We start from the raw sequence: 24,512 nt of genomic DNA, 5'->3' as shown, positions 1-24,512 counted from the left end.
AGGAGTTTTTATGGAACAAAAAGTTATTACAGTTACTGTAAATATGAATATGGATGAAAAAACTTTGGAGGATAAAGTTTTTGAACTTGAAAAATTGGTTGAGGCTTTAGATGGTGAAGTTGTTTTAAATTTAACTCAAAATAAATCTAGTATAGATAAAGCCTTTTATATAGGAAAAGGTAAAGTAAGTGAAATAAAAGATTATTGTGAAAAGTTAGATGTAAAAGTAGTTGTTTTTAATAATGAATTGACAGGTTCTCAAGTTAAAAATTTAGAAGAAATTATAGGTGTTAGAGTTATTGACAGGACAAATTTAATTTTGGATATTTTTAACGAAAGAGCTAGAACAAAAGAGGCTAAGTTACAAGTAAAACTTGCAAAATTAAAATATACATTACCAAGATTGTCTGCACTTAGAAGTGGTTTTTCAAGACAACAAGGCGGAATTGGTGGTAAGGGTGTAGGTGAACAACAAATAGAACTTGATAGAAGAACTATCAATAGGGAAATATCAAGTATTACTGCACAGCTTAAAGAAATTGAAAAAAATAGAAATGAAATTAGAAAAAAGAGAATAAATTCAAAAGAGCCCATGATTTCTCTTGTTGGATATACAAATGCAGGGAAATCCACTTTAATAAATAAGTTAATAGCTTATGGAAAAGATGAAAATACTGAAATTAAAGAAGTTTTTGTTAAAGATATGTTGTTTGCGACTTTGGATACCTATGTTAGAGAAGGAATTCTTTTTAGTGGATCAAAGGCTATGTATGTAGATACCGTTGGTTTTGTTTCCGATATTCCACATAATTTAGTTGAAAGTTTTAAAAGTACATTGGAGGAAATTAAATATTCAGATTTGATTCTTCATGTTGTGGATATTTCAAATGTTAATGTGGATGAACAAATCAAAATAACAAATGATATGATAAAAAAACTTGAATGTGAAGATAAAAAAGTAATTTATGTTTTTAATAAAATTGATAAGTTGGAAGATGAAAATATAAAGTTACAGTATGCAAATATTGAAAATAAGGTGTTTATAAGTGCTAAGAGTGATGAGGATATAGTTTTTCTTTTGAAGGAAATTGAAAAAGTTTTATTTTCATCATCTATTAAAACTAAACTTTTAATTCCTTATGATAAACAAAAAATTATGAGTAATATTTTAAACGATTATACTCCGGAACTTGTAGAGCATCTTGAAAATGGAACTTTTTTAGAAGTTATATTGAAAAAAGAAGATTATGAAATTTATAAAGGATATGAGGTAAATGAAGGATAAAGAAAGTTTTTTAAGTATTCATAGTAATAAATCTTATAGTTTTATAGTAAATAAATCTGAATTTATTGGTCATGCTTTTTATGTTGAAAGTGTAGATGAGGCTGAAAAATATATTTCTGAGATAAGGGAAAAATATAAAGATGCAACACATAATTGTTTTGCATATATTATCGGTATGGATAAATTAACACAAAAATATTCTGATGATGGAGAACCTTCAGGAACTGCAGGAGTACCTATGCTTGAAGTTTTGCGTAAAAAAGATATAACAAATTGTCTTGTAATTGCTACAAGATATTTTGGAGGAATTTTACTTGGCGCAGGTGGACTTGTTAGAGCATATACAAAATCTGTTGTAGGTGCTTTAGATGAGGCAAAAATTGTTAGAAAAGAACTTTTCTACAATGTAGATATAATTTTGGATTATATTTTCTGGGGGAAAATTGAAAATATTTTAAAAAATTTTGGACTTGAAATTTTAAATATAGAATATCTTGAAAATGTAAAAATAAATTTGTCTGTAAAAAAAGAAGAGTTTGAAAGATTAAAAAATATTATGATTAATGAAACTTCGGATAATTGTATTGTAAAAATTAATGGAAAAAAATATGGCTCTGTATTTTTAAATTAACAAACTTCAAGATTTAATAAACTAATGTTTAGTCAATAAATTATGTTTTATGAAATTTACATTTTTATTAAATTTATTTCTTGTATTAAAACGATTTTTATTGTATAATAATTGTTGTGATACAAAAATTACATATTATTTATAGGAGGGTTTTGACTTGTCTGACAATAAAACAAATGATAATATTGTAGTTATGAAAGGCATTACTAAAATTTTTGGAAAAAATAAAGTTTTAGATGAAGTTAATTTCGAATTGAAAAAAGGAGAAATTCATGCTCTTTTAGGAGAAAATGGTGCTGGTAAAACTACTTTGATGAATATTCTTTATGGACTTTATTCTCCAAATGGAGGAGAAATTTATATCAATTCTAATAAATATACAGCGATGACTCCAAAAATGGCTGTTGAAAATGGAGTTGGTATGGTGCATCAACATTTTATGCTTATAGAACCTTTTAGTGTTATTCAAAATATAGTTTTAGGAACTGAAGATACTAAAGGAATATTTATTGACATTGAAAAATCCAGAAAAAAAGTTCTTTCCATAATTGAAAAATATGGTTTTAATATTGATTTAGATGCAAAAATTCAAGATATTACTGTTGGTTCTCAACAAAAGGTTGAAATTTTAAAAGCTCTTTACAAGGGTGCTGAAATTATTATTTTTGATGAGCCTACAGCTGTTCTTACGCCACAAGAGATTGATGAATTTATAAATATTTGTAATAATTTGAGAAATGAAGGAAAATCTATCATAATAATTACACATAAATTAGATGAAATCAAGAAAATGGCAGATTACTGTACAATTATTCGTCGTGGTAAATTTATTGATAAAGTTACTGTCGCTGAATCTTCACAAAAAGAACTTGCCGAAAAAATGGTTGGTAGAGAAGTCAGCTTTAGTGTTAATAAAAAAGAATCTGAAGTTGGCGATGTTGTTTTAGATGTTAAGGATATTAATGTTTTAAATAATAGAGATTTACCAATTTTAAATGGACTTAGTTTAAATGTTAGAAAAGGTGAAATTCTAGGGATAGCCGGAGTTGACGGCAATGGTCAATCAGAACTTATAGAGGCTATAACAGGTCTTAGAAAAGTTGAATCAGGAAGTATTTCAATTCTTGGAAAAGACATAACAAATAAATCTGTTTATGATATTATTGAAAGTGGAATAAGTACGATTCCGGAAGATAGACATAAACGTGGTTTAGTGTTGGATTTTTCTGTTTCTGAAAATATGATTTTAGAAAAAAGAGGAAAGGATCCTTTTTCAAAGAAAGGTATTTTGAATTTTAAAGAGATAGAATCTTATACTCAAGAAATGATTGACAAATTTGATATAAGACCAAATGATATTCACGCTATTGCTAGAGGACTTTCTGGTGGTAACCAACAAAAAGTAATCTTAGCAAGAGAAATTGATAATAACCCTGATTTATTAATAGCTGCACAACCTACTAGAGGTCTTGATGTTGGAGCTATTGAAATTATTCATAAATATATTGTAGAACAAAGAGATAAAGGAAAAGCGGTTCTTTTGATTTCATTTGAATTAGATGAAGTTATGGACTTGTCAGATAGGATTGCTGTTATCTATAAAGGAAAAATCGTTGGAGAAAAACTTGGAAAAGATGCTAACGAAAATGAATTAGGACTTATGATGGCAGGGGGTGTTATTAATAATGAACAATAGAAAAAAGATATTAATGCTTTTATTTTCTGTATTAATAGGATTTATAGTAGGGTCTATTGTTATTATGGTAGCAGGTTTTAACCCTATTAAATATTATAAAATAATGATAGAAACAACTTTTTCAAGACCAAAATTCTTTGCAAGAACTTTGGTAGATGCAGTACCACTTATCATAGGTAGTATTGGGGTTTCATTGGCATTTAAGACAGGAGCTTTCAATATTGGTGCTGAAGGACAATTTATAATCGGTTCTTTAACTGCTGCATTTTTTGGGTACTTTTTAAAATTACCACCAATAATTCACCCGATAGTTTGTATCTTATTAGCCGCTTTAGCTGGAATGGCTTGGGGTGGATTTGCAGGTTGGGTTAAATCAAAATTTGGTGTTCACGAAGTAATTACTACAATTATGTTGAACTGGATAGCGCTTTATTTTTCAAATTTAGTTGTAACTTTTGGTAAATTTTACAACGAAACAGGACAAACATCAAACGATATTCAATCAACTGCTAGCATAAAAATGTTTGGAGGATTGAGAAATTCTTCAATTCCATTTGTTAAAGATTTCTTTTCAGCTGATATAAACTTTGGTATTATTCTTGCTATTGTTTTAGCATTTGCAGTTTATTATTTATTAAATAAAACTTCAAAAGGTTATGAATTAAAAGCAGTAGGACTAAATCCTTATGCTGCCGAATTTGGTGGAATAAATGTTGGAAGTAATTTAGTTTTATCTATGGGATTGTCAGGTGCTTTATGTGCTGTTGCTGGTGCTGTTAAAGTTCTTGGATTTGCAGGAAATGTTGCAAGACTTACTGTTGCTGAAGGTAATGGTTTTGACTCAATGTCTGTTGCGCTTTTAGCAAATAGCCATCCAATAGGCTCAATATTCTCAGGTTTCTTCTTTAGTGTTCTAAAAAGAGGAGGATTTAGAGTTCAACAATTATTAGGCGTTCCTTACGAAGTTGTACAAATTATTATAGGTATTATAGTTTTATTCATTTCAATGCCTTTAGTTATAAAAATTATTTCAAAAAAATTCAAAAAAGTTGGAGGTAAAAAGTAATGAGTTTATTAAAAATAGCTTTATTTATATCTGATACATTATTATTTGCAACTCCATTATTATTTGCTGCTTTGGGTGGTATGTTCACAGAAAAAGCAGGTGTTACAAATATCGGTTTAGAAGGAATGATGACAATAGGAGCTTTCTTTGGCGCTGCTGTTGGATATTTTACAAAGAGTGCATTGTTAGGATTTTTAGCAGGTGGATTGGCAGCATCTTTAGTTGCTCTTATTCACGCGATTGTTAGTATAACATTTGGTGCAGACCAAATTGTTTCCGGTATAGCTATAAACTTTATAGGACCTGGTGTTTCATTGTTTGTATGTTCATTATTCTTTGACGGTGCAAAACAAACAATACCTGTATCATCTGGTGCCGGTAAAATGGCTAAAATTTTTGATAATTTAACAGGTGTTGAAATTATTGATAAAATTTTAGGACAATATGTTACTACTTATGTAGCGATAGCTTTTGTAGTATTGATGTCAATATATTTATATAAAACTAAATTTGGATTAAGACTAATTGCTGTTGGAGAACATCCAAAGGCTGCTGAAACATTAAATGTTAATATATATTTATATAGATATTTTGCAGTTGTAGTTTCAGGATTATTAGCTGGATTTGGTGGAGCTACTATGAGTTTAGCGACAGTTTCCAACTTTTCACAATCACTTGTTTCAGGACATGGTTTCATAGCTTTGGTTGCTGTAATCTTTGGTAAGTGGAAACCTTACGGAGTTTTAGGAGCTTGTTTATTCTTTGGAGCTGCACAAGAATTGGCGATTTTATTACCTGGATTGGGTGTTAATATACCAGAATCTATATTACCAATGGTTCCATATATTAGTACATTGTTAGTACTTATTTTCTTTGTTGGAAAATCAAAAGGACCTTCTTCAGCAGGAGTTCCATATATAAAATTGGAAGATTAAATGAAAAAGGCATACTATTTTGGTATGTCTTTTTGTTGAATATTTTGAAATTTGGAGGGGATAATATGATAACTATAAAAAGTAAAAAAGAAATTGAAGGAATGAAAAAATCTGCAGAGATTTTATCAAAAATTCATATAGGATTGAGAGATTTTATAAAACCCGGAGTTACTACTTTAGAAGTAAATAAATTTTGTCATGACTTTATGTTAAAGCATGGAGCTACACCTAAGCAAATAGGATATCATGGATATCCTTATGCAACTTGTACTTCTGTAAATGATGTAATTTGCCATGGCTTTCCGAGTAAACAAAAATTAAAATCCGGAGATTTAATTACAGTTGATATGGTTGTAGATTTAGATGGATATTTATCAGATAGTGCTTGGAGTTATGCAGTAGGTGAAGTTTCAGATGAAGTTAAAAATCTTATGGAAGTAACAAAAGAGGCTATGTATAAGGGAATAGAGGCAGCGGTTATTGGAAACAGAATTGTTGATATTGGAAAGGCGATTCAAAATTTTGTTGAGCCAAAAGGCTATTCAATAGTTAGAGATTTTTGTGGTCATGGGATTGGTGTTGAAATGCATGAAGACCCACAAGTTCCACATTATATTACTGCAACAAGAGGTGTTAGACTTGTTGAAGGTATGGTAATAACTGTTGAACCTATGATAAATACAGGAGATTGGAGATGTACTATTGATGATGACGGTTGGACTGCAAGAACAATAGATGGGGGACTTTCATGTCAATACGAACATACATTTGTAATTACAAAAGATGGTCCTTTGATTTTAACAGACCAATCATTATATGAATAAAAATAGGTTGATTTTTAACTAACATTGAAGTATAATCTAGGTATGTGATTTTTTTAATAATTTTTTATTATTTAATTAATCTATTTTAAAAAAATTCTTTTATAAAAATTTAAGGAGGAATCAAGATGAGAGTTGCGATTAATGGATTCGGAAGAATAGGTAGATTGGCATTTAGATTAATGCATGATTTAGAAGGAGTTGAAGTAGTTGCTATAAATGACTTAACAGATGCAAATATGTTAGCTCATTTGTTAAAATATGATTCAACTCAAGGAAGATTTGAAAAGGAAGTTATCGTAAATGAAGGTAGCTTTGTAATCGACGGAAGAGAAGTTAAAGTATTTTCTGATGCAGACCCTAAAAATTTGCCTTGGAAAGAATTAGATATAGATGTTGTATTAGAATGTACTGGTTTCTTTGTAGCAAAAGAAAAAGCACAATTTCATATAGATGCTGGAGCTAAGAGAGTTATTATTTCTGCGCCGGGAAAAGGAGATATGAAAACTGTCGTTTATGGAGTAAACCATGATATACTAGACGGTTCTGAACAAATTTTATCAGGTGCTTCTTGTACTACTAACTGTTTAGCTCCAATGGCTAAAGTTTTACAAGATAAATTTGGTATTGTTCAAGGTATAATGACTACTATTCACGCTTATACAGGAGATCAAAACACTTTAGATGCACCACATAGAAAAGGTGATATGAGAAGAGCTAGATCAGCTGCTATAAATATTGTTCCAAATACAACAGGAGCTGCTAAAGCTATCGGTCTTGTTATTCCTGAATTAAAAGGGAAATTAGATGGTTCTGCTCAAAGAGTTCCGGTTGCTACCGGCTCATTAACAGAATTAGTAACAGTTTTAGAAAAGAATGTTACAGTTGAAGAAATTAATAATGCGATGAAAGAGGCATCAAGTGAATCTTTCGGATATACTGAAGACCCAATTGTTTCAACAGATGTAATTGGAATTAAATATGGTTCTTTATTTGATGCTACTCAAACTAGAATTGTTGAAGTTGATGGAAAACAATTAGTTAAAACAGTTGCTTGGTATGATAATGAAATGTCATATACTGCAAATTTAATCCGTACTTTCCAATATTTAGTTAATCTTTCAAAATAGTATGCAAATAGATGATATGAGGTGAAGATTTTCACCTCATATTGTATAGTAAGGAGTAATTATGAATAAAAAAGTTATTACTGATTTAGATGTTAGCTCAAAAAGAGTTATTGTAAGAGTTGATTTTAATGTTCCCATGTCAAAAACTGAAATGGGAAAAATTACAGATAATGCTAGGATTGTAGCAGCTTTACCTACAATAAAGTATTTAATTGAAAACAATGCAAAAGTAATTTTATTATCTCACTTAGGCAGACCAAAGGGAGAGGCTAAAAAAGAATTTTCTTTAGAACCTGTTGCTAAAGAATTGTCAACTCTTTTAAATAAAGAAGTTAAATTTTTACAAAGCGATATAGTTGTAGATGAAAATGTTAAAAATGAAGTTTTAAATCTAAAAGATGGAGAAGTTGTTTTATTAGAAAATACAAGATTTAGAGCTGAAGAAACTAAGAATATTGATGAATTTTCTAAAGAATTAGCAGAACTTGGAGAAGTATATATTAATGATGCTTTTGGAACAAGTCATAGAGCACATTGTTCAAACGCAGGTCTTTGTAAATTTTTACCATCAGCAGTTGGATTTTTAGTTGAAAAAGAGATTTCTATTATGGGAAAAGCTCTTTCTAATCCTGAAAGACCTTTTGTTGCAATTTTAGGTGGAGCAAAAGTTTCTGATAAGATTACTGTAATTGAAAATTTAATAGAAAAAGTTGATACTATTATAATCGGTGGTGGAATGGCATTTACTTTCTTGAAATCTCAAGGATATTCAGTAGGTAAAAGTTTATTGGAAGAAGATAAAATTGATTTAGCTAAGGAATTATTGGAAAAAGCTAAATCTAAAAATGTTAAGATGTTGTTACCTGTTGATGTAGTTATAAGTAAAGAGTTCTCTAATGATTCTGAATTTAAAACTGTTAATGTGAATTCAATTCCAAAAGATTATATGGGACTTGATATTGGAGAAGAAACTGTTAAATTGTTTGAAACTGAAATAGCAAATGCTAAAACTGTTGTTTGGAATGGACCTATGGGAGTTTTTGAAATGTCAAACTTTGCAAAAGGTACATTTGCAATGGCAAAAGCAATTGCAGAAACTGATGCTATAAGTATCATAGGTGGTGGAGATAGTGCATCTGCAGCTGAAAAATCAGGTTATAAAGATAAAATAACTCATATTTCAACTGGTGGAGGTGCATCTTTAGAATTTTTAGAAGGAAAAATTTTACCTGGAATTGATGCTATAGATAATAAATAATGGAGGTAATATGAGAAAACCTGTTATTATTGGAAATTGGAAAATGAATAAGAGTTTAGATGATGCTAAACTTTTAATTAAAAATATTTCATCAGAAAATTTGGATATTAATGTAGAAAAAGTTGTATGTGTTCCTTTTGTATATGTTACTGAAGTAAAAAAACTTTTAGAAGAAACTGATATAGGACTTGGTGTTCAAAATATGTATTTTGAAAATAGTGGTGCATTTACCGGAGAAATTTCTCCAATGATGTTAAAAAGTTGTGGGGTTTCTTATGTCATATTAGGACACTCAGAAAGAAGAACTATTTTTAAAGAAACTGATGAAATGATAAATAAAAAAGTTAAATCTGCATTACAAAATGATTTGATTCCTATATTATGTTGTGGAGAAACACTTGAAGAAAGAAATTCTAAAGTTGAAAAAGAAATCGTTGAAAAACAAATAAGAAGTGCTTTAGAGGAAATTGACAAAAATGATATTGAAAAAGTTATTATTGCCTATGAGCCTATTTGGGCAATTGGAACTGGTCTTACTGCATCTTCTGATGATGCTGAAGATATGATTAAATTCATAAGAAATATACTAAATGATATTTATGGTGATTTATCTCAAAAAGTAAGAATTCAATATGGTGGAAGTGTTAAACCGAATAATATAAAAGAATTGATGGGAAAAGAAAATGTAGATGGAGCTTTGGTTGGTGGAGCTTGTTTAGAAAGTACAAGTTTTTGTGCTTTAGTAAATTATAATTTATAAGGAGAATGTTATGAGCTTAATAGTTGATATTTATGCAAGAGAAGTTTTAGATTCAAGGGGAAATCCTACTGTTGAAGTTGAAGTTACAACTGAAGAAGGTACAATGGGTAGTGCTATTGTTCCATCAGGAGCATCAACTGGTATTCATGAGGCTGTTGAACTTAGAGATGGAGATAAGAGTAGATATCTAGGAAAAGGAACTTTAACTGCTGTTAATAATGTTAATGAAATTATTTCTGAGGCATTAATCGGATTTGATGTTTTTGACCAAGTTGGTATTGATAAAGCATTAATTCAATTAGACGGAACAGAAAATAAATCTAAATTAGGAGCTAATGCTATTTTAGGGGTTTCAATGGCTGTTGCTAGAACTGCGTCAATAGAATCATGCACACCACTTTATGAGTATATAGGAGGAGTGAATGCAAAAACTTTACCTGTTCCTATGATGAATATTTTAAATGGTGGAGAACATGCAGATAACAATGTAGATATTCAAGAATTTATGGTTATGCCTGCAGGAGCGTGTTCATTTAAAGAGGCTCTTAGAATGGGAACAGAAGTTTTCCATAATTTAAAGGCTGTTTTAAAATCAAAGGGATATAATACTGCAGTTGGAGATGAAGGTGGTTTTGCACCTAATTTGAACTCTAACGAAGAGGCGTTACAAACAATTATGGAGGCGATTGAAAAAGCTGGTTATGTAGCTGGAAAAGATATTTTCTTAGCGCTAGATGTTGCATCAAGTGAAATGTATGAAAACGGAAAATATAATTTCAAAGGTGAAGGAAAAGTATATTCTTCAGAAGAATTAGTAAATTATTATTGTGAATTAGTAGAAAAATATCCAATTATTTCTATTGAAGATGGATTGGCAGAAGATGATTGGGACGGTTGGAAACTTATAACTGAAAAAATCGGAAATAAAGTTCAATTAGTTGGAGATGATTTATTTGTTACTAACTATTCAAGATTAGCTATGGGAATTGAAAAGGGTATTGCTAATTCAATTTTGATAAAACTAAACCAAATTGGAACAATTACAGAAACTTTAGATGCGATAGAACTTGCTAAAACTCATGGATATACTTGTGTAATTTCACATAGATCAGGAGAAACAGAAGATACAACTATTGCCGATTTAGCAGTTGCAGTAAATGCCGGACAAATCAAAACTGGTTCTGCATCAAGAACAGATAGAATTTGTAAATACAATCAATTACTAAGAATAGAAGATAGATTATGTGAAGATTCAAAATTTTTAGGATTATCAGCATTCTACAATATAGACAAAAAATAAAAATAAAAAATTAAATTTTTGTTAGCCCATTTTTCGTGTGAGCAAAAATATTATAAAAATTATTTTAAATTAATTAAACATTTTATTTAAAATATGATATAATAATAGTGTATGGCTTATATGAATATATGGGCTAATCTTTTAATTATTTTTGAATGATTTTGGAGGCATTATGTCAATCATTATTTCGGTTTTAGGTGGATTAGGTTTGTTTTTATACGGAATGAATCTAATGGGGGCAGGACTTCAAAAGTCTTGTGGAGAAAAATTAAAAGGAATAATCGCTGCAATAACTAAAAATAGAATCTATGCAGTTTTAGTAGGTATATTTGTTACTATGATTATCCAATCAAGTTCAGCTACTACTGTAATGGCTATCGGTTTTGTAAATGCCGGATTTATGACTTTAGCACAATCAGTTGGAATAATAATAGGAGCTAATGTTGGTACTACTGTTACAGCTCAGATTATTGCGTTTGATATTTCAAAATATGCTCCATTGGTTATATCAGTCGGAGTTTTTTTATGGATGAGAGCTAAAAATGATAGGAAGAAAGATATTGCTGAAATTTTAATCGGTTTTGGTATTTTATTTTTAGGTATGTCCATTATGAGTAATGGTTTAGCACCATTATCTAAAGAACAATGGTTTAAAGATATACTTATAAAATTAAATAATCCTTTTGTAGGAGTTTTAGCCGGTATTTTCTTAACAACTATTTTACAATCATCATCAGCCTCAATAGGTTTGTTAGAGGCGCTTGGAGTGCAAGGTGCAATTAATATAAATCAAGCATTTGGTATTTTGTTTGGTGATAATATAGGAACAACTACAACAGCTATGATTTCAAGTATAGGTGCAAGTAAAAATGCAAAGAGAGCTGCGTTTATACATTTCTTATTTAACTTAATTGGTACTATATTATTTATGACTATATTGAGAGTACCTGTTCAATATTTGGTAGAGTACATATCTCCGGGAAATGTTCAAAGACAAATTGCGAATGCTCATACATTATTTAATGTAATTAATGTTTTTGTTCAGTTACCATTTGCTAATTTCTTAGTAAAAATTTCTCAAGCGGTTATTAAAGGAGAAGATAATCTTGAAGAACGTTATTCTGAACATTTAGATAAGAGAATTTTGGAAACTCCAAGTATAGCTATTATTCAAGCTCAAAAAGAGGTTATCAGAATGGGTGAGGTAGTAATTGAATCTCTTGAAAAGACAATAGAAGCATTCAAAACAAAGAGTAGTAAAAATATATCATTTGTATTTGAAAGAGAAAAAATGATTAACGGTTTGGAAAAAGAAATAATTGATTATTTAGTTCCTTTAGCTGATAAAAATTTATCTGATGAAGAAAAACATAAGGTCTTTGTAATGATGTATTCTATAAATGATTATGAAAGAATAGGAGACCATTGTGAAAATATAATTGAGTTAATTCAAGAAATAAAGGATGAAAACTCTGTTTTTAGTAAGACAGCTTTTGATGAATACGAAAAAATTTCATCAGATATTATAAAAATTGTTAGAGATACAACTAATGCATATAAAAATAATGACTTGGATTTGGCCAAGAATTGTATTAGCATTGAAGAGGAAGTTGACATTTTAGAAGAAACATATAGAAGAAATCACATGGATAGAATTAACAGAGGAATTTGTGAAACAAATGCCGGAGTTAAATTCTTAGATATTATTTCTAATTTTGAAAGAATTGCTGACCATAGCGTAAACATTGCAAATTACACATTGGGAAAGGAATTGTAAAACATTGTTAATTTAATATACAAATACTTAAAGTTATAAAAAAGTTTTATTAGGAATTTATCAAAAAAGACTTTACAATTGGGTAAACTTAAGATATAATAATAAACGGTTAATGATTTGGTACAGTTTATTATTCTAATATTGTAATTGGAGGTAAATTATGTACGATTGTATAATAATTGGAGCTGGCCCTGCCGGTATAAGTGCAGGGATATATGCTGCAAGATCAAGTATGAAAACTATAATAATTGAAAAAGGAACACCGGGTGGATTGATTGCTAAGACTGATGAAATAGCAAACTATCCTGGAGCAGAAGATGTTCCAACTGGTCCTGCATTAATAGAAAGAATGGTTAAACAAGCAAAATCATTTGGTGCGGAATTTATTACGGATACTGTTGTTGATGTAGATTTTTCAAATGCTACAAAAGTAGTTGTTGGAGAAAATAATACTTATGAAGGAAAATCAGTTATTATAGCTACAGGATCAAATCCAAGATTATTAGACGTTCCGGGAGAAAAGGAATTTACAGGTAAAGGAATAGCTTATTGTGCCACTTGTGATGCACCATTTTTCCAAGGTTTGGATATTTATGTTGTAGGTTCTGGAGAGGCTGCAGTTGAAGAGGCTATGTATCTTACTAAATTTGGTAGAAGTGTAACACTATTAGTTAGAAAAGATAAGTTATCAGTTGCTAAATCAATAGAAGAAAAGGCATTTAAATGTGAAAACTTAAATATTATGTGGAATGTCGAAGTTGAAAGTTTTGAAGGAGCAGGAATATTAGGTGCTATGAATATAGTAAATAATAAAACTGGAGAAAAAACTAAAATTGTTCCAAGAGAAGGAGATATGATATTTGGAGTATTTATCTTTATAGGATATGTTCCGGAAAGTAGTATCTTTGAAGGAAAGATTGAAACAAATAGAAATTATGTTGTTTCAGATGGATCTATGAAAACTAATGTTGAAGGTGTATTTGTTGCTGGAGATGTTAGAGTAAAAGAACTAAGACAAGTTGTTACAGCTGTTAATGACGGTGCGATTGCTGCTGTTAATGCTGGAAAATATGTTGAAAGTTTAAATTAATTGAATTTAATTCTGAAAGGATTAAATATATAAATTTTAAGGAGGTGAGTATATGCGTCTAGAATTAGGAAAAATCTTAATTAACGATGTTCAATTTTGTTCAGAAACAAAAGTTGACAAAGGTGTTTTATACATTAATAAAGAAGAATTAATCGCTCATTTAATGGATGATGAACACTTAAAATCAGTAGACGTAGATCTTGCAAAACCAGGTGAAAGTGTAAGAATTACTCCAATTAAGGATGTTGTAGAACCAAGAGTAAAGGTTAATGGACAAGGTGGAGTATTCCCTGGAATGATTTCAAAAGTTGATGTAGTTGGTTCAGGAAGAACTCATGTTCTTAAGGGAGCTGCAGTAATGACAGTTGGTAAAATAGTAGGTTTCCAAGAAGGTATTGTTGATATGCAAGGACCAGGAGCTGAATATACTCCATTCTCAAAAACTAATAACATAGTTTTAATCGTGGAACCAGCTGAAGGAGTTGCAACTCATGCTTATGAAAAGGCTGTTAGAATGGCTGGCTTAAAAGCTGCTACTTATTTAGGATTAGCTGGTAAAGAAGTTGAACCAGATGAAGTAGAAGTATTCGAAACTAAACCATTATTCGAACAAGCTGAAGAATTAAAACATTTACCAAAAGTAGCTTATGTACAAATGTTACAATCTCAAGGATTATTACATGATACATATGTATATGGTGTAGATGCTAAACAAATAGTTCCAACACTATTATATCCAACTGAATTAATGGACGGAGCTATCTTAAGTGGTAACTGTGTATCTTCTTGTGATAAGAATACAACTTACCATCACTTAAACAACCCAGTTGTTAGAGCAATGTACGAACAACACGGAAAAGAAATCAACTTTGTTGGTGTTATTATCACTAACGAAAATGTATACTTAGCAGATAAAGAAAGATCATCAAACTGGACTGCTAAATTATGTGAATTCTTAAATCTTGACGGAGCTATCGTATCACAAGAAGGATTCGGTAACCCAGATACAGACTTAATAATGAACTGTAAGAAAATCGAAGGTAAAGGCGTTAAAACAGTTATCATCACTGATGAATATGCTGGTAGAGACGGTGCGAGCCAATCTTTAGCAGATGCTGACGTTGCTGCAAATGCAGTAGTAACTGGTGGTAATGCTAACGAAACTATCGTATTACCTAAGATGGATAAAGTTATTGGAACTTTAGATTATGTTGACATTATTGCAGGTGGATTCGACGGATCATTAAGAGAAGATGGTTCAATTATGGTTGAATTACAAGCAATCACTGGAGCAACTAACGAATTAGGATTTAATAGATTATCAGCTACTGGCTATTAGAATTTATTAATCAAACGGAATATTATATAAAATAAAACGAAAATAAAAATTAAAGAAAGGAAGTGTAAGCGATATGGCACTTTTTACAGAAAACACAAAAGTAATCATAATCGGCGATAGAGATGGTATACCAGGACCAGCTATGGAAGAATGTGTCGCTACAACTCCTGCAGAAATAGTATTTTCAGCAACTGAATGTTTTGTCTGAACTGCAGCAGGAGCAATGGACTTAGAAAATCAAAGAAGGGTAAAAGAATTAGCAGAAAAATACGGAGTAGAAAACTGTGTAGTTCTTTTAGGAGCATCTGAAGCAGAATCAGCAGCATTAGCTGGTGAAACTGTTACAACAGGAGACCCTACTTATGCAGGTCCATTAGCAGGAGTTCAGTTAGGACTTAAAGTTTATCACGCAGTTGAACCTGAATTTAAAGCAGAAGTTGATGAATCAGTTTACGATGACCAAATTGGTATGATGGAAATGGTTCTTGACTGTGATGCTATCATTGAAGCTGTAAGTGAAATTAGAAACTCATTATAATTAATTAAGATAAAATCATATATAAATATATGATAGAGAGGTGATTAGTGTGGAAAAATTAAGAGTAGTTCACTATATAAACCAATTCTTTGCTGGTATCGGTGGAGAAGAAAAAGCAGATTACAAACCAGAAGTTAGAGAAGAAAAAATTGGACCTGGTTTAGCATTAAACGCTGGTTTTAAGGGTGAAGCTGAAATAGTTGCTACAGTTATCTGTGGAGATAGCTATTTTGGTGAAAATATGGACCAAGCTAAAGCAGAAGTTTTAGAAATGGTTAAAAAATACAATCCAGATTTATTCATAGCAGGACCTGCATTCAATGCTGGACGTTATGGAGTTGCTGCTGGTACAATTACTGAAGCTGTTCAAAACGAATTAGGAATTCCAGCTTTAACTGGTATGTATATTGAAAACCCAGGTGCAGATATGTTCAAGAAGAGCGTATATGTAGTTTCAACTAAAAATAGCGCTGCGGGTATGAAAGATGCTGTAAGCAAAATGGTTCCACTTGCAATGAAACTTGTTAGAGGAGAAGAAATTGGTTCTCCGGCTGAAGAAGGATACATTGAAAGAGGAGTTAGAAAAAATATATTTAGAGAAGATTTCGGTGGTAAGAGAGCTGTAACTATGATGATCAAAAAGTTAAAGGGTGAAGAATTCGAAACTGAATTCCCAATGCCAAACTTTGACAGAGTAGATCCAAATCCAGCTGTTAAGGACATTAAGAAGGCTAAAATTGCTTTAGTAACTTCAGGTGGTATAGTTCCTCATGGCAACCCAGATCATATTGAATCATCTTCTGCTTCAAAATATGGAAAATATGACATTGAAGGTGTTATGGATCTTAAAGAAGGCGAATGGGAAACAGCTCACGGTGGTTATGACCCAGTTTATGCTAACCAAGATTCAGACAGAGTTTTACCAGTTGACGTTTTAAGAGAATTAGAAAAAGCTGGCGAAATCGGAAGTCTTCATAGATATTTCTATACAACAGTAGGAAATGGTACAGCAGTAGCTTCTGCAAAAGCATTTGCTGAAGAATACAGTAAAGAATTAGTAGCTGATGGTGTAGATGCAGTTATATTAACATCTACTTGAGGTACTTGTACACGTTGCGGAGCAACGATGGTTAAAGAAATTGAAAGAGCTGGAATTCCAGTAGTACACGTATGTACTGTAACTCCAATTTCAATGACAGTAGGAGCTAACAGAATTGTTCCTGCTATAGCAATTCCTCACCCATTAGGAAATCCTAAATTAACTGCTGAAGAAGAATATGCATTAAGAATGAAAATTGTTAAAAAAGCATTAAATGCTTTAGCAACTGAAGTTGAAGGACAAACAATATTCGAATAATTTTTAAATAAAAAGGGTGTCAGGTATTGACACCTTTTTAATTTAATGGTATTCTATTACATAAGGGTAGTTGGCTTATATGGAATACATACTATGCTATCTGTTTTTTATATTAAAGGAGGTAATTAAGATGAATTTTCCTGTATTAAAAGGAACTTCTTACGTATTAGTTCATGCACCAGACATGATAATCCAAAATGGAACAACTCAAACTACTGAAAAGGCTTTAAATCCTGATTCAGAATATTTAAAGGAAATACCAAATCATATTAGAAAATATGAAGAAGTATTAAATTATTTACCAAATCAAGTTTACATTGGAAACAAAAGACCAGAAGATTTAAAAGCTGTACCACAACCATGGTCAGATGCTGATAAATATTTATCAGGAGCTCCAAGAGATGGTAAATATGGTGAAATAATGCCAGAACATGAATTCATTGGACTTATGAAAATCTGTGACGCTTTTGATTTAGTTTCACTTAATAAAGAATTTACTGAATCTGTTAAAGCTGATTTAGAAAAACACCCATTAATTAGTGATGCATTAGTTGCTAGATTAAAAGAAGGTGTTGAACAATCTGTTCTTGAAGGACATATGGAAAACCATGCTGAAGGTTTATATTTTGAAGATAAATTAGTAGGGGTTGTTACTAGAGCTCATGATGTTGATGTTAACTTATCAGCTCATGTTATGTTAGAAAACTTAGTTACTAAAGCATCAGGATTATTAGCTGCTTTACATTTAGTTGCTAAAAATGATTTAAATCCTAATGATGTTGAATATGTTATTGAATGTTCAGAAGAAGCTTGTGGAGATATGAACCAAAGAGGTGGTGGTAACTTCGCTAAATCTATCGCTGAATTAGCTGGATTTGACAATGCTTCAGGATCTGACTTAAGAGGATTCTGTGCTGCTCCAACTCATACATTAATTGCTGCATCTTCTCATGTTCATTCTGGAACTTTTAAACATGTTGTTATAGTTGCAGGTGGATGTACTGCTAAATTAGGTATGAATGGTAAAGACCACTTAAAGAAAGGCTTACCAATATTAGAAGATTGTATCGGTGGATTTGCTGCATTAATTTCTGAAAATGATGGAGTTAACCCAGTATTAAGAACTGATATAGTTGGAAGACATACAGTAGGAACTGGTTCTTCACCACAAGCTGTAATGTCAGCATTAGTTACTGCTCCATTAGAAAAAGCTAATTTAACAGTTAAAGATGTTGATAAATATTCAGCTGAAATGCAAAACCCAGATATTACTAAACCAGCTGGAGCTGGAGATGTTCCAAATGCAAACTTCAAGATGATTGGTGCATTAGGAGTAATGAAAAAACAATTAGAAAAAGCTGAAATTGCAAGCTTTATTGAAGATCATGGTATGGAAGGTTGGGCTCCAACTCAAGGACATATTCCTTCAGGTGTTCCTTACTTAGGATTCTGTCGTGAAGATTTAACTTCTGGAGAATTAAATAGAGCTATGATTATTGGTAAAGGTTCTTTATTCTTAGGAAGAATGACTAACTTATTCGACGGTGTATCAATTGTTTTAGAAAGAAATTCAGGTAAAGTTGAAGAAAATTCTGGAGTTTCTAAGGAAGAAGTTAAGAAATTAGTTGCTGAAGCAATGAGAAATTTTGCATCTTCTTTAATTGAAGAATAGAGGTGATTTCATGTCTGATATAAAAAACGTAATTGGTAATATCTTCGAAGAAATCGCTACTGGATTAGAAACAGGTGCTTTTACATCAAGACCAAGAATTGCTGTTACAACTTTAGGCAGTGAACACGGACTAGAAAATGTTGTTAAAGGGGCAGAACTTGCTCAATCAAGAGATAAGAGTGTTGAATATTGTATAATTGGACCGGAAGTAAATACTTCTTTAAAACAATATGTTGTTGAAAATGAAGAAGAAGGCTATAAGAAAATGGAACAACTTTTGGACAGTGGAGAAATTGATGGTTGTGTAACAATGCATTACAGTTTCCCAATTGGAGTTTCTACTGTAGGTAGAGTTGTAACTCCTGCTGCTGCAAAAGAAATGATTATAGCTACAACTACTGGAACTTCTTCTGCACATAGAGTAGAAGGTATGGTTAAAAACGGTATCTATGGTGTTATCGTTGCTAAAGCATTAGGAATTGAAAATCCAACTGTTGGTATTTTAAATGTTGATAATGCAGTTTCTGTTGAAAGAGCATTTAAAGAATTAAAAGAAAATGGATATGATATGAACTTTGCTGAATCAAATAGAGCTGATGGTGGAGTATTAATGAGAGGAAATGACTTATTACAAGGTGTTCCTGATGTTATGGTTAATGATACTTTAACAGGAAATCTTTTAATGAAAGTATTCTCATCATACACTACTGGTGGTGGATTTGAAGCAATGGGTTATGGATATGGTCCTGGAATTGGCGAAGGATATGATAGATTAGTTCTTATCGTATCAAGAGCATCAGGATTCCCTGTAATAGCTAATGCTATGACTTATGCTGGACAATTAGTTAAAGGAAATATTAAAGAAGTTTCTAAGAAAGAATTTGAAAAAGCTAATAAAGCTGGATTAAAAGCTATTTTAGAAAAAATCACTTCTGCTGGAGCTAAAAAAGCTGAACCGGAAGAAGAAATTAAATGTCCTGCTGAAGAACAAGCTACTGCTACTATTGGTGGAATTGATATTCTTGAACTTGAAGATGCTAAGGTTGCTTTATGGAAAAACAATATATTTGCTAAGACTGGAATGGGTTGTACTGGACCTGTTGTAATGGTTAACGATGCAAATCTTGAAAAATCTAAAGAAATTTTAGCTAAAGAAGGATATATTGGTTAATATAAAAAATTAAAGAGAGCTTTTGCTCTCTTTTTTGTTTAGACTTTTTAAAAAGTGGTATAAATATATTGTCTTAATAGAAAGGCAAATATAGGAGGTAAAGAATATGAGTTTAATCGGAAAGAAAATTGAAGAATTTAATGTTCCTGCATATTATGATGGGGATTTAATAACTGTAACAGACAAAGATTTAGAAGGTAAATGGAGTGTTTTCTTCTTCTATCCAGGAGATTTTACATTTGTATGTCCAACTGAATTAGAAGATTTAGCATTAAGCTATGATAAATTTAAAGCAATTGGTTGTGAAATTTATTCAGTATCTACTGACTCTGAATTTGTTCACAAAGCATGGTGGGATGCATCTGAAACTATCAGAAAAATCCAATATCCAATGATTTCAGATAGAGCATTAGCTTTATCAGAACAATTTGGTGTTTTAATTGAAGGAGAAGGACAAGCATTAAGGGGAACTTTCGTAATAAATCCTCAAGGTGAAATAGTTCTTTATGAAGTAAATGCTAACGGAATTGGTAGAAATGCTAAAGAATTATTAAGAAAAGTTCAAGCAGCTCAATTCGTTGCTAAACATGGTGATAAAGTTTGTCCAGCAAGATGGGAACCAGGCGATGACACTTTAACTCCAGGATTAGATTTAGTTGGTAAAATTTAATTAAAGATATTTAGACTAGAAAGAAATTTCTAGTCTTTTTTATAACAAAAGGCTATATTATCATTTTCTAATGAAAATATAGCCTTTTATCTTAAAAGAGCTCTCTTATTGCTTATTTAAAAATTTCTTTACCTTTATCGTTTATATATTTTGAATTTTCACAACCGAAAACATCTAATTGTTGTTGAGCTATTTGTTTTCGTTGTTTTTCTTCAAATAGTTGTTTATCTCTCATGCCTTTAACATACATTTCTAAAAAACATATACATAAAAACGCACAAAAGTAAGAAATATAAAGCAAAGTTTTCTTTTGATTTTTTGTTATTCTATCGTTTTTGATTTAAATTTTGAACGATAAACTAAAAATAATATTATCGCAACAACAAAATAAAATACAGATCCGCAAATGTTATCGGTGTAATTTTCCATAATTAAATCCCCCTAAATTTATTATTATTATGGTATAATTATTTTAATAGTATTTTTAAGGAGTGATTATAATGCCAAGACCAACTGTTAAAAAAGATTTAATTGAACTTGCTAATTCAAATTATGAAAAATTAAATTTATTAATTTCAAATTTAACTGATGAGGAATTAAATACGATTTTTGATTTTTCAAAAGAAGAAAAAAAGAAAGAGGCTCATTGGAAAAGAGATAAAAATCTTAGAGATGTTTTAATTCATCTTTATGAATGGCATAAACTTGTTTTAGACTGGGTTAAATCTAATTTAAATGGAATAGAAAAAACATTTATTCCTGCCCCATATAATTGGAAAACTTATGGAGATATGAATATTGAATTTTGGGAAAAGCATCAAAATACTTCGTTAAAAGATGCAAAGGATATGTTAGATAATTCTCATAAGAAAGTAATTAAATTAGTAGAAAATTTTACCGATGAAGAGTTATTTTATAAAGGCGTGTATAAATGGGTTGGTGGAAGTACACTTGGTTCATATTTTATTAGTTCAACTTCAAGTCATTATGATTGGGCTATTAAGAAATTAAAAGCTCATATAAAAATTTGTAAAAACAAATAATTTCAAGTTGAAAAAGCAATCTTTTTTATTGATATTTAATTGTTTTCGTGATATAATATACCTAATATTTTTATGTAAGTATAAAATTAAATATAGGCGTAGAAAAGAGGAGTAACTTAAAAGAAATTTTTAGAGAGAATTTGTTTGGTGAAAAAATTCAATTTGTTTTTTGTGAAGGTAGCTTTTTAGTTTTGAAAAACGGGTAATTTCGTTATAAATTTAGAGAGTCATTTTTATGAAAATTAGGTGGTACCGCGATAACTTCGTCCTATATGTTGGACGAAGTTTTTTTATAATTAAATTGCTTAGATATATTTAATTTTTACATTATTTTTAGGAGGTTTTATGAAAAATTTAGAAAAAACTTATAATCCAAAAGATTTTGAAAAGAAAATTTATGATAATTGGATAAAAGATGAAGATTTTACTGCAAGAATAAATCCGGATAAAAAACCATATACTATTGTTATGCCACCTCCAAATGTAACTGGAAATTTACATTTAGGACATGCTCTTAACAATACTATTCAAGATATTTTGATTCGTTGGAAGAGAATGAGTGGATATGAATCACTTTGGGTTCCGGGAACTGACCATGCGTCTATTTCAACTGAGGCAAAAGTTGTTGAAAAAATTAAAAAAGATGGAAATTCCAAAGAAAAATTAGGAAGAGATGGTTTCTTAAAAGAGGCTTGGGATTGGACTGAAAAATATGGTGGAAATATTAAGAACCAATTAAAAACTTTAGGTGTTTCTTGTGATTGGTCAAGAGATGCATTCACTCTAGATGATAATTTATCAAAGGCTGTTGAAGAAGTTTTTATAAAAATGTATGATGCAGGATTGATTTATAGAGGAGATAGAATTGTAAACTGGTGTTGTAATTGTGGAACTGCCATTTCAGATGCTGAGGTTGAACATGTTGATGAAGATGGACATTTTTATCATATTAAATATTTCTTTAAGGATAGTGATGAATATTTAACTATTGCTACTACAAGACCTGAAACTATGCTTGGAGACCTTGCCGTTGCAGTTCATCCTGATGATGAAAGATATAAGGATAAAGTTGGTAAGACTTTAATTTTACCTATTTTAAATATAGAAATTCCTTTGATTGCAGATGAATATGTTGATATGGAATTTGGAACTGGTTGTGTAAAGATTACTCCTTCTCATGACCCTAATGACTTTGAAGTTGGTAGTAGGCATAATTTAGGACAAAAACTTATAATGGACTATGACGGAAAGATTGCTCAAGGTTTTGGAAAATTTTCCGGTATGGAAAGAAAGCTTGCAAGAAAAGAAATTGTAAAAGAACTTGAAGAACGAGGATATTTAATTAAAATAGAGCCACATAATCATGCTGTTGGGCATTGTGAAAGATGTAAAACTACTATTGAACCGATTATCTCAAAGCAATGGTTTGTCAAAATGGAAGAATTGGCAAAGCCAGCTAAACAAGCATATTTAGACGGAAAATTAAATATAATTCCTGAGAGATTTGGAAAAGTTTATATAAATTGGTTAGATAATATCAAAGATTGGTGTATTTCTCGTCAATTGTGGTGGGGACATAGACTTCCTGTGTATTATTGTAAGGAAAGTGGAGATGTTGTTGTAAGTAGAACTGAACCGAAAGAAGAAGGAAAAACTTTTGTTAGAGATGAAGATACTTTAGATACTTGGTTTTCATCAGCGTTATGGCCATTTTCAACTTTGGGTTGGCCTAATGAAACTGAGGACTTAAAATATTTCTTCCCAACAAATACTTTAGTTACCGGTTATGATATTTTATTCTTCTGGGTTATTAGAATGGTGTTCTCAAGTTTATATAATCTTGATGAAGTTCCATTTGAAAATGTGTATTTCACAGGATTGATTAGAGATGAGCTTGGAAGAAAGATGAGCAAGTCTTTAGGTAATGGAATTGACCCACTTGAAATAATTGATAAATATGGTGCTGACGCTTTAAGATTTACATTGGTTGGTGGTAATACTCCGGGTAATGATATGAGATTCTACGAAAAGAGAGTTGAGGCTAATAGAAATTTTGCTAATAAACTTTGGAATGCATCAAGATTTGTTCTTATGAATCTAAATGATGATGAAGAATACAGTATTGATTTTGAAAAATTAGAAATTGAAGATAAATGGATTTTAACAAGATTAAATAGAGCTGTTAAAGAACTAACTGAAAATCTTGAAAAATTTGAATTTGGGTTGGCATCAGCTAAAATTTACGATTTTATATGGAATGAATTCTGTGATTGGTATATTGAATTTTCTAAGACTAGATTATATGGAGATAATGTTGATAAAAAACTTGTTGCTAAATCAGTTTTAGTATATGTTTTAAGTAATATTTTAAAATTATTACACCCATTTATGCCATTTATAACTGAAGAAATTTATTCATTTATGCCTAATGTAAATGAAAAATTAATCAATGCAAGTTTTCCTGTATATGATGAAAAAAGTATGTTTGTACAAGAAGAAACAGAAATCGAAAATTTAATTGAAACAGTTACAGCTATTAGAAATAAGAGAAGTGAAAAGAATATTCCACCTTCAAAGAAATCTGATTTATATTTTGTTTCAAGTAATGAACTTACTAAAGAATACACTAATTCTTTGGAACATTTATATAGATTTTTAGCATCTTGTTCTAAAGTTATAGTAATGGATAAAGATGAAGAAATTGCAAACTCTATGGTTGTAATTTGTAATAATCAAAAGATTTATATTCCTTTAGACGGACTTGTAGATTATGAAAAAGAATTGGAAAAACTAACTGCTGATTTACAAAAATATGAATCTGAAATAAAAAGAGCATCTTCTAAACTTTCAAATGAAAAATTTGTAAATAATGCTCCTGAAAAAGTTGTAAATGAAGAAAAGGAAAAACTTAAAAAGTATCAAAATATATATGATGAAATAAAATCAAGTATTGAAAAAATAAAGAATAATTAG

General features: G+C 30.5%; 20 protein-coding genes and 1 other annotated feature. All 20 genes read left to right on the top strand.

Going from position 1 to position 24,512, the window contains the following annotated elements; genetic code table 11:
• Window positions 1-10 precede the first annotated feature (10 nt).
• On the top strand, window positions 11-1,285 hold the full coding sequence (gene hflX / locus ACKTSI_RS04345) for a GTPase HflX (RefSeq protein WP_407862574.1): 1,275 nt from the start codon (window positions 11-13) through the stop codon (window positions 1,283-1,285).
• A complete protein-coding gene (locus tag ACKTSI_RS04340; protein WP_407862573.1) occupies window positions 1,275-1,916 on the top strand; it encodes a YigZ family protein in 642 nt (213 codons plus the stop codon). Before hflX ends, ACKTSI_RS04340 begins: the two co-directional genes overlap by 11 nt.
• Window positions 1,917-2,073: 157 nt before the next feature.
• Window positions 2,074-3,612, top strand: a complete 1,539-nt coding sequence (locus ACKTSI_RS04335; RefSeq protein ID WP_311525918.1) for an ABC transporter ATP-binding protein — start codon at window positions 2,074-2,076, stop codon at window positions 3,610-3,612.
• On the top strand, window positions 3,602-4,678 hold the full coding sequence (locus ACKTSI_RS04330; protein ID WP_288979790.1) for an ABC transporter permease: 1,077 nt from the start codon (window positions 3,602-3,604) through the stop codon (window positions 4,676-4,678). Before ACKTSI_RS04335 ends, ACKTSI_RS04330 begins: the two co-directional genes overlap by 11 nt.
• On the top strand, window positions 4,678-5,613 hold the full coding sequence (locus tag ACKTSI_RS04325) for an ABC transporter permease (RefSeq protein WP_068472139.1): 936 nt from the start codon (window positions 4,678-4,680) through the stop codon (window positions 5,611-5,613). Before ACKTSI_RS04330 ends, ACKTSI_RS04325 begins: the two co-directional genes overlap by 1 nt.
• Before the next feature lie 65 nt (window positions 5,614-5,678).
• Window positions 5,679-6,437 carry a type I methionyl aminopeptidase gene (gene map, locus ACKTSI_RS04320; protein ID WP_308577031.1) on the top strand — a complete coding sequence of 253 codons (759 nt, stop codon included), beginning with the start codon at window positions 5,679-5,681 and terminating at the stop codon, window positions 6,435-6,437.
• Window positions 6,438-6,562: 125 nt separating this feature from the next.
• Window positions 6,563-7,564, top strand: a complete 1,002-nt coding sequence (gene gap / locus ACKTSI_RS04315) for a type I glyceraldehyde-3-phosphate dehydrogenase (protein WP_068472143.1) — start codon at window positions 6,563-6,565, stop codon at window positions 7,562-7,564.
• Window positions 7,565-7,625: 61 nt separating this feature from the next.
• Complete coding sequence (locus ACKTSI_RS04310) at window positions 7,626-8,822, top strand: phosphoglycerate kinase (protein ID WP_308577029.1); 1,197 nt, start codon at window positions 7,626-7,628, stop codon at window positions 8,820-8,822.
• 10 nt (window positions 8,823-8,832) lie between these two features.
• A complete protein-coding gene (tpiA, locus tag ACKTSI_RS04305; RefSeq protein WP_068472147.1) occupies window positions 8,833-9,582 on the top strand; it encodes a triose-phosphate isomerase in 750 nt (249 codons plus the stop codon).
• A 10-nt stretch (window positions 9,583-9,592) separates the two neighbouring features.
• Window positions 9,593-10,882 (top strand): phosphopyruvate hydratase, encoded by a 1,290-nt coding sequence (gene eno / locus ACKTSI_RS04300; protein ID WP_288979786.1) that lies wholly within the window; start codon window positions 9,593-9,595, stop codon window positions 10,880-10,882.
• Between the two features lie 172 nt (window positions 10,883-11,054).
• A complete protein-coding gene (locus tag ACKTSI_RS04295) occupies window positions 11,055-12,659 on the top strand; it encodes a Na/Pi cotransporter family protein (protein WP_288979784.1) in 1,605 nt (534 codons plus the stop codon).
• A 160-nt stretch (window positions 12,660-12,819) separates the two neighbouring features.
• A complete protein-coding gene (locus ACKTSI_RS04290; protein ID WP_288979782.1) occupies window positions 12,820-13,749 on the top strand; it encodes an NAD(P)/FAD-dependent oxidoreductase in 930 nt (309 codons plus the stop codon).
• 52 nt (window positions 13,750-13,801) lie between these two features.
• A complete protein-coding gene (locus ACKTSI_RS04285) occupies window positions 13,802-15,088 on the top strand; it encodes a glycine/sarcosine/betaine reductase component B subunit (RefSeq protein ID WP_068472155.1) in 1,287 nt (428 codons plus the stop codon).
• Between the two features lie 73 nt (window positions 15,089-15,161).
• A complete protein-coding gene (grdA, locus tag ACKTSI_RS04280) occupies window positions 15,162-15,626 on the top strand; it encodes a glycine/sarcosine/betaine reductase complex selenoprotein A (RefSeq protein ID WP_269902524.1) in 465 nt (154 codons plus the stop codon).
• Window positions 15,627-15,675: 49 nt separating this feature from the next.
• Window positions 15,676-16,983, top strand: a complete 1,308-nt coding sequence (gene grdB, locus ACKTSI_RS04275) for a glycine reductase complex selenoprotein B (protein WP_288867813.1) — start codon at window positions 15,676-15,678, stop codon at window positions 16,981-16,983.
• A 130-nt stretch (window positions 16,984-17,113) separates the two neighbouring features.
• A complete protein-coding gene (gene grdC / locus ACKTSI_RS04270; protein WP_068472163.1) occupies window positions 17,114-18,655 on the top strand; it encodes a glycine/sarcosine/betaine reductase complex component C subunit beta in 1,542 nt (513 codons plus the stop codon).
• Between the two features lie 10 nt (window positions 18,656-18,665).
• Complete coding sequence (grdD, locus tag ACKTSI_RS04265) at window positions 18,666-19,826, top strand: glycine/sarcosine/betaine reductase complex component C subunit alpha (RefSeq protein WP_068472165.1); 1,161 nt, start codon at window positions 18,666-18,668, stop codon at window positions 19,824-19,826.
• A 106-nt stretch (window positions 19,827-19,932) separates the two neighbouring features.
• Window positions 19,933-20,496: an alkyl hydroperoxide reductase subunit C gene (ahpC, locus tag ACKTSI_RS04260; RefSeq protein ID WP_201275703.1), complete on the top strand. Its 564-nt coding sequence runs from the start codon at window positions 19,933-19,935 to the stop codon at window positions 20,494-20,496.
• A 500-nt stretch (window positions 20,497-20,996) separates the two neighbouring features.
• Window positions 20,997-21,539, top strand: a complete 543-nt coding sequence (locus ACKTSI_RS04255) for a ClbS/DfsB family four-helix bundle protein (RefSeq protein ID WP_407862572.1) — start codon at window positions 20,997-20,999, stop codon at window positions 21,537-21,539.
• Between the two features lie 90 nt (window positions 21,540-21,629).
• Window positions 21,630-21,813 (top strand) — a binding site (T-box leader).
• Window positions 21,814-21,884: 71 nt separating this feature from the next.
• Window positions 21,885-24,512, top strand: a complete 2,628-nt coding sequence (locus tag ACKTSI_RS04250) for a valine--tRNA ligase (RefSeq protein ID WP_407862571.1) — start codon at window positions 21,885-21,887, stop codon at window positions 24,510-24,512.

This window comes from Parvimonas parva, assembly GCF_045866535.1.
Lineage (GTDB): Bacteria > Bacillota > Clostridia > Tissierellales > Peptoniphilaceae > Parvimonas > Parvimonas parva.
The sequence above is the reverse complement of the archived record's forward strand: the minus strand, read 5'-3'. Positions and strand labels throughout refer to the sequence as shown.

Coding starts and splice junctions, on each gene's coding strand:
- hflX (WP_407862574.1), top strand. CDS start 11: ATGGAACAAAAAGTTATTACAGTTACTGTAAATATGAATATGGATGAA.
- ACKTSI_RS04340 (WP_407862573.1), top strand. CDS start 1,275: ATGAAGGATAAAGAAAGTTTTTTAAGTATTCATAGTAATAAATCTTAT.
- ACKTSI_RS04330 (WP_288979790.1), top strand. CDS start 3,602: ATGAACAATAGAAAAAAGATATTAATGCTTTTATTTTCTGTATTAATA.
- ACKTSI_RS04325 (WP_068472139.1), top strand. CDS start 4,678: ATGAGTTTATTAAAAATAGCTTTATTTATATCTGATACATTATTATTT.
- map (WP_308577031.1), top strand. CDS start 5,679: ATGATAACTATAAAAAGTAAAAAAGAAATTGAAGGAATGAAAAAATCT.
- gap (WP_068472143.1), top strand. CDS start 6,563: ATGAGAGTTGCGATTAATGGATTCGGAAGAATAGGTAGATTGGCATTT.
- ACKTSI_RS04310 (WP_308577029.1), top strand. CDS start 7,626: ATGAATAAAAAAGTTATTACTGATTTAGATGTTAGCTCAAAAAGAGTT.
- tpiA (WP_068472147.1), top strand. CDS start 8,833: ATGAGAAAACCTGTTATTATTGGAAATTGGAAAATGAATAAGAGTTTA.
- eno (WP_288979786.1), top strand. CDS start 9,593: ATGAGCTTAATAGTTGATATTTATGCAAGAGAAGTTTTAGATTCAAGG.
- ACKTSI_RS04295 (WP_288979784.1), top strand. CDS start 11,055: ATGTCAATCATTATTTCGGTTTTAGGTGGATTAGGTTTGTTTTTATAC.
- ACKTSI_RS04290 (WP_288979782.1), top strand. CDS start 12,820: ATGTACGATTGTATAATAATTGGAGCTGGCCCTGCCGGTATAAGTGCA.
- ACKTSI_RS04285 (WP_068472155.1), top strand. CDS start 13,802: ATGCGTCTAGAATTAGGAAAAATCTTAATTAACGATGTTCAATTTTGT.
- grdC (WP_068472163.1), top strand. CDS start 17,114: ATGAATTTTCCTGTATTAAAAGGAACTTCTTACGTATTAGTTCATGCA.
- grdD (WP_068472165.1), top strand. CDS start 18,666: ATGTCTGATATAAAAAACGTAATTGGTAATATCTTCGAAGAAATCGCT.
- ahpC (WP_201275703.1), top strand. CDS start 19,933: ATGAGTTTAATCGGAAAGAAAATTGAAGAATTTAATGTTCCTGCATAT.
- ACKTSI_RS04255 (WP_407862572.1), top strand. CDS start 20,997: ATGCCAAGACCAACTGTTAAAAAAGATTTAATTGAACTTGCTAATTCA.
- ACKTSI_RS04250 (WP_407862571.1), top strand. CDS start 21,885: ATGAAAAATTTAGAAAAAACTTATAATCCAAAAGATTTTGAAAAGAAA.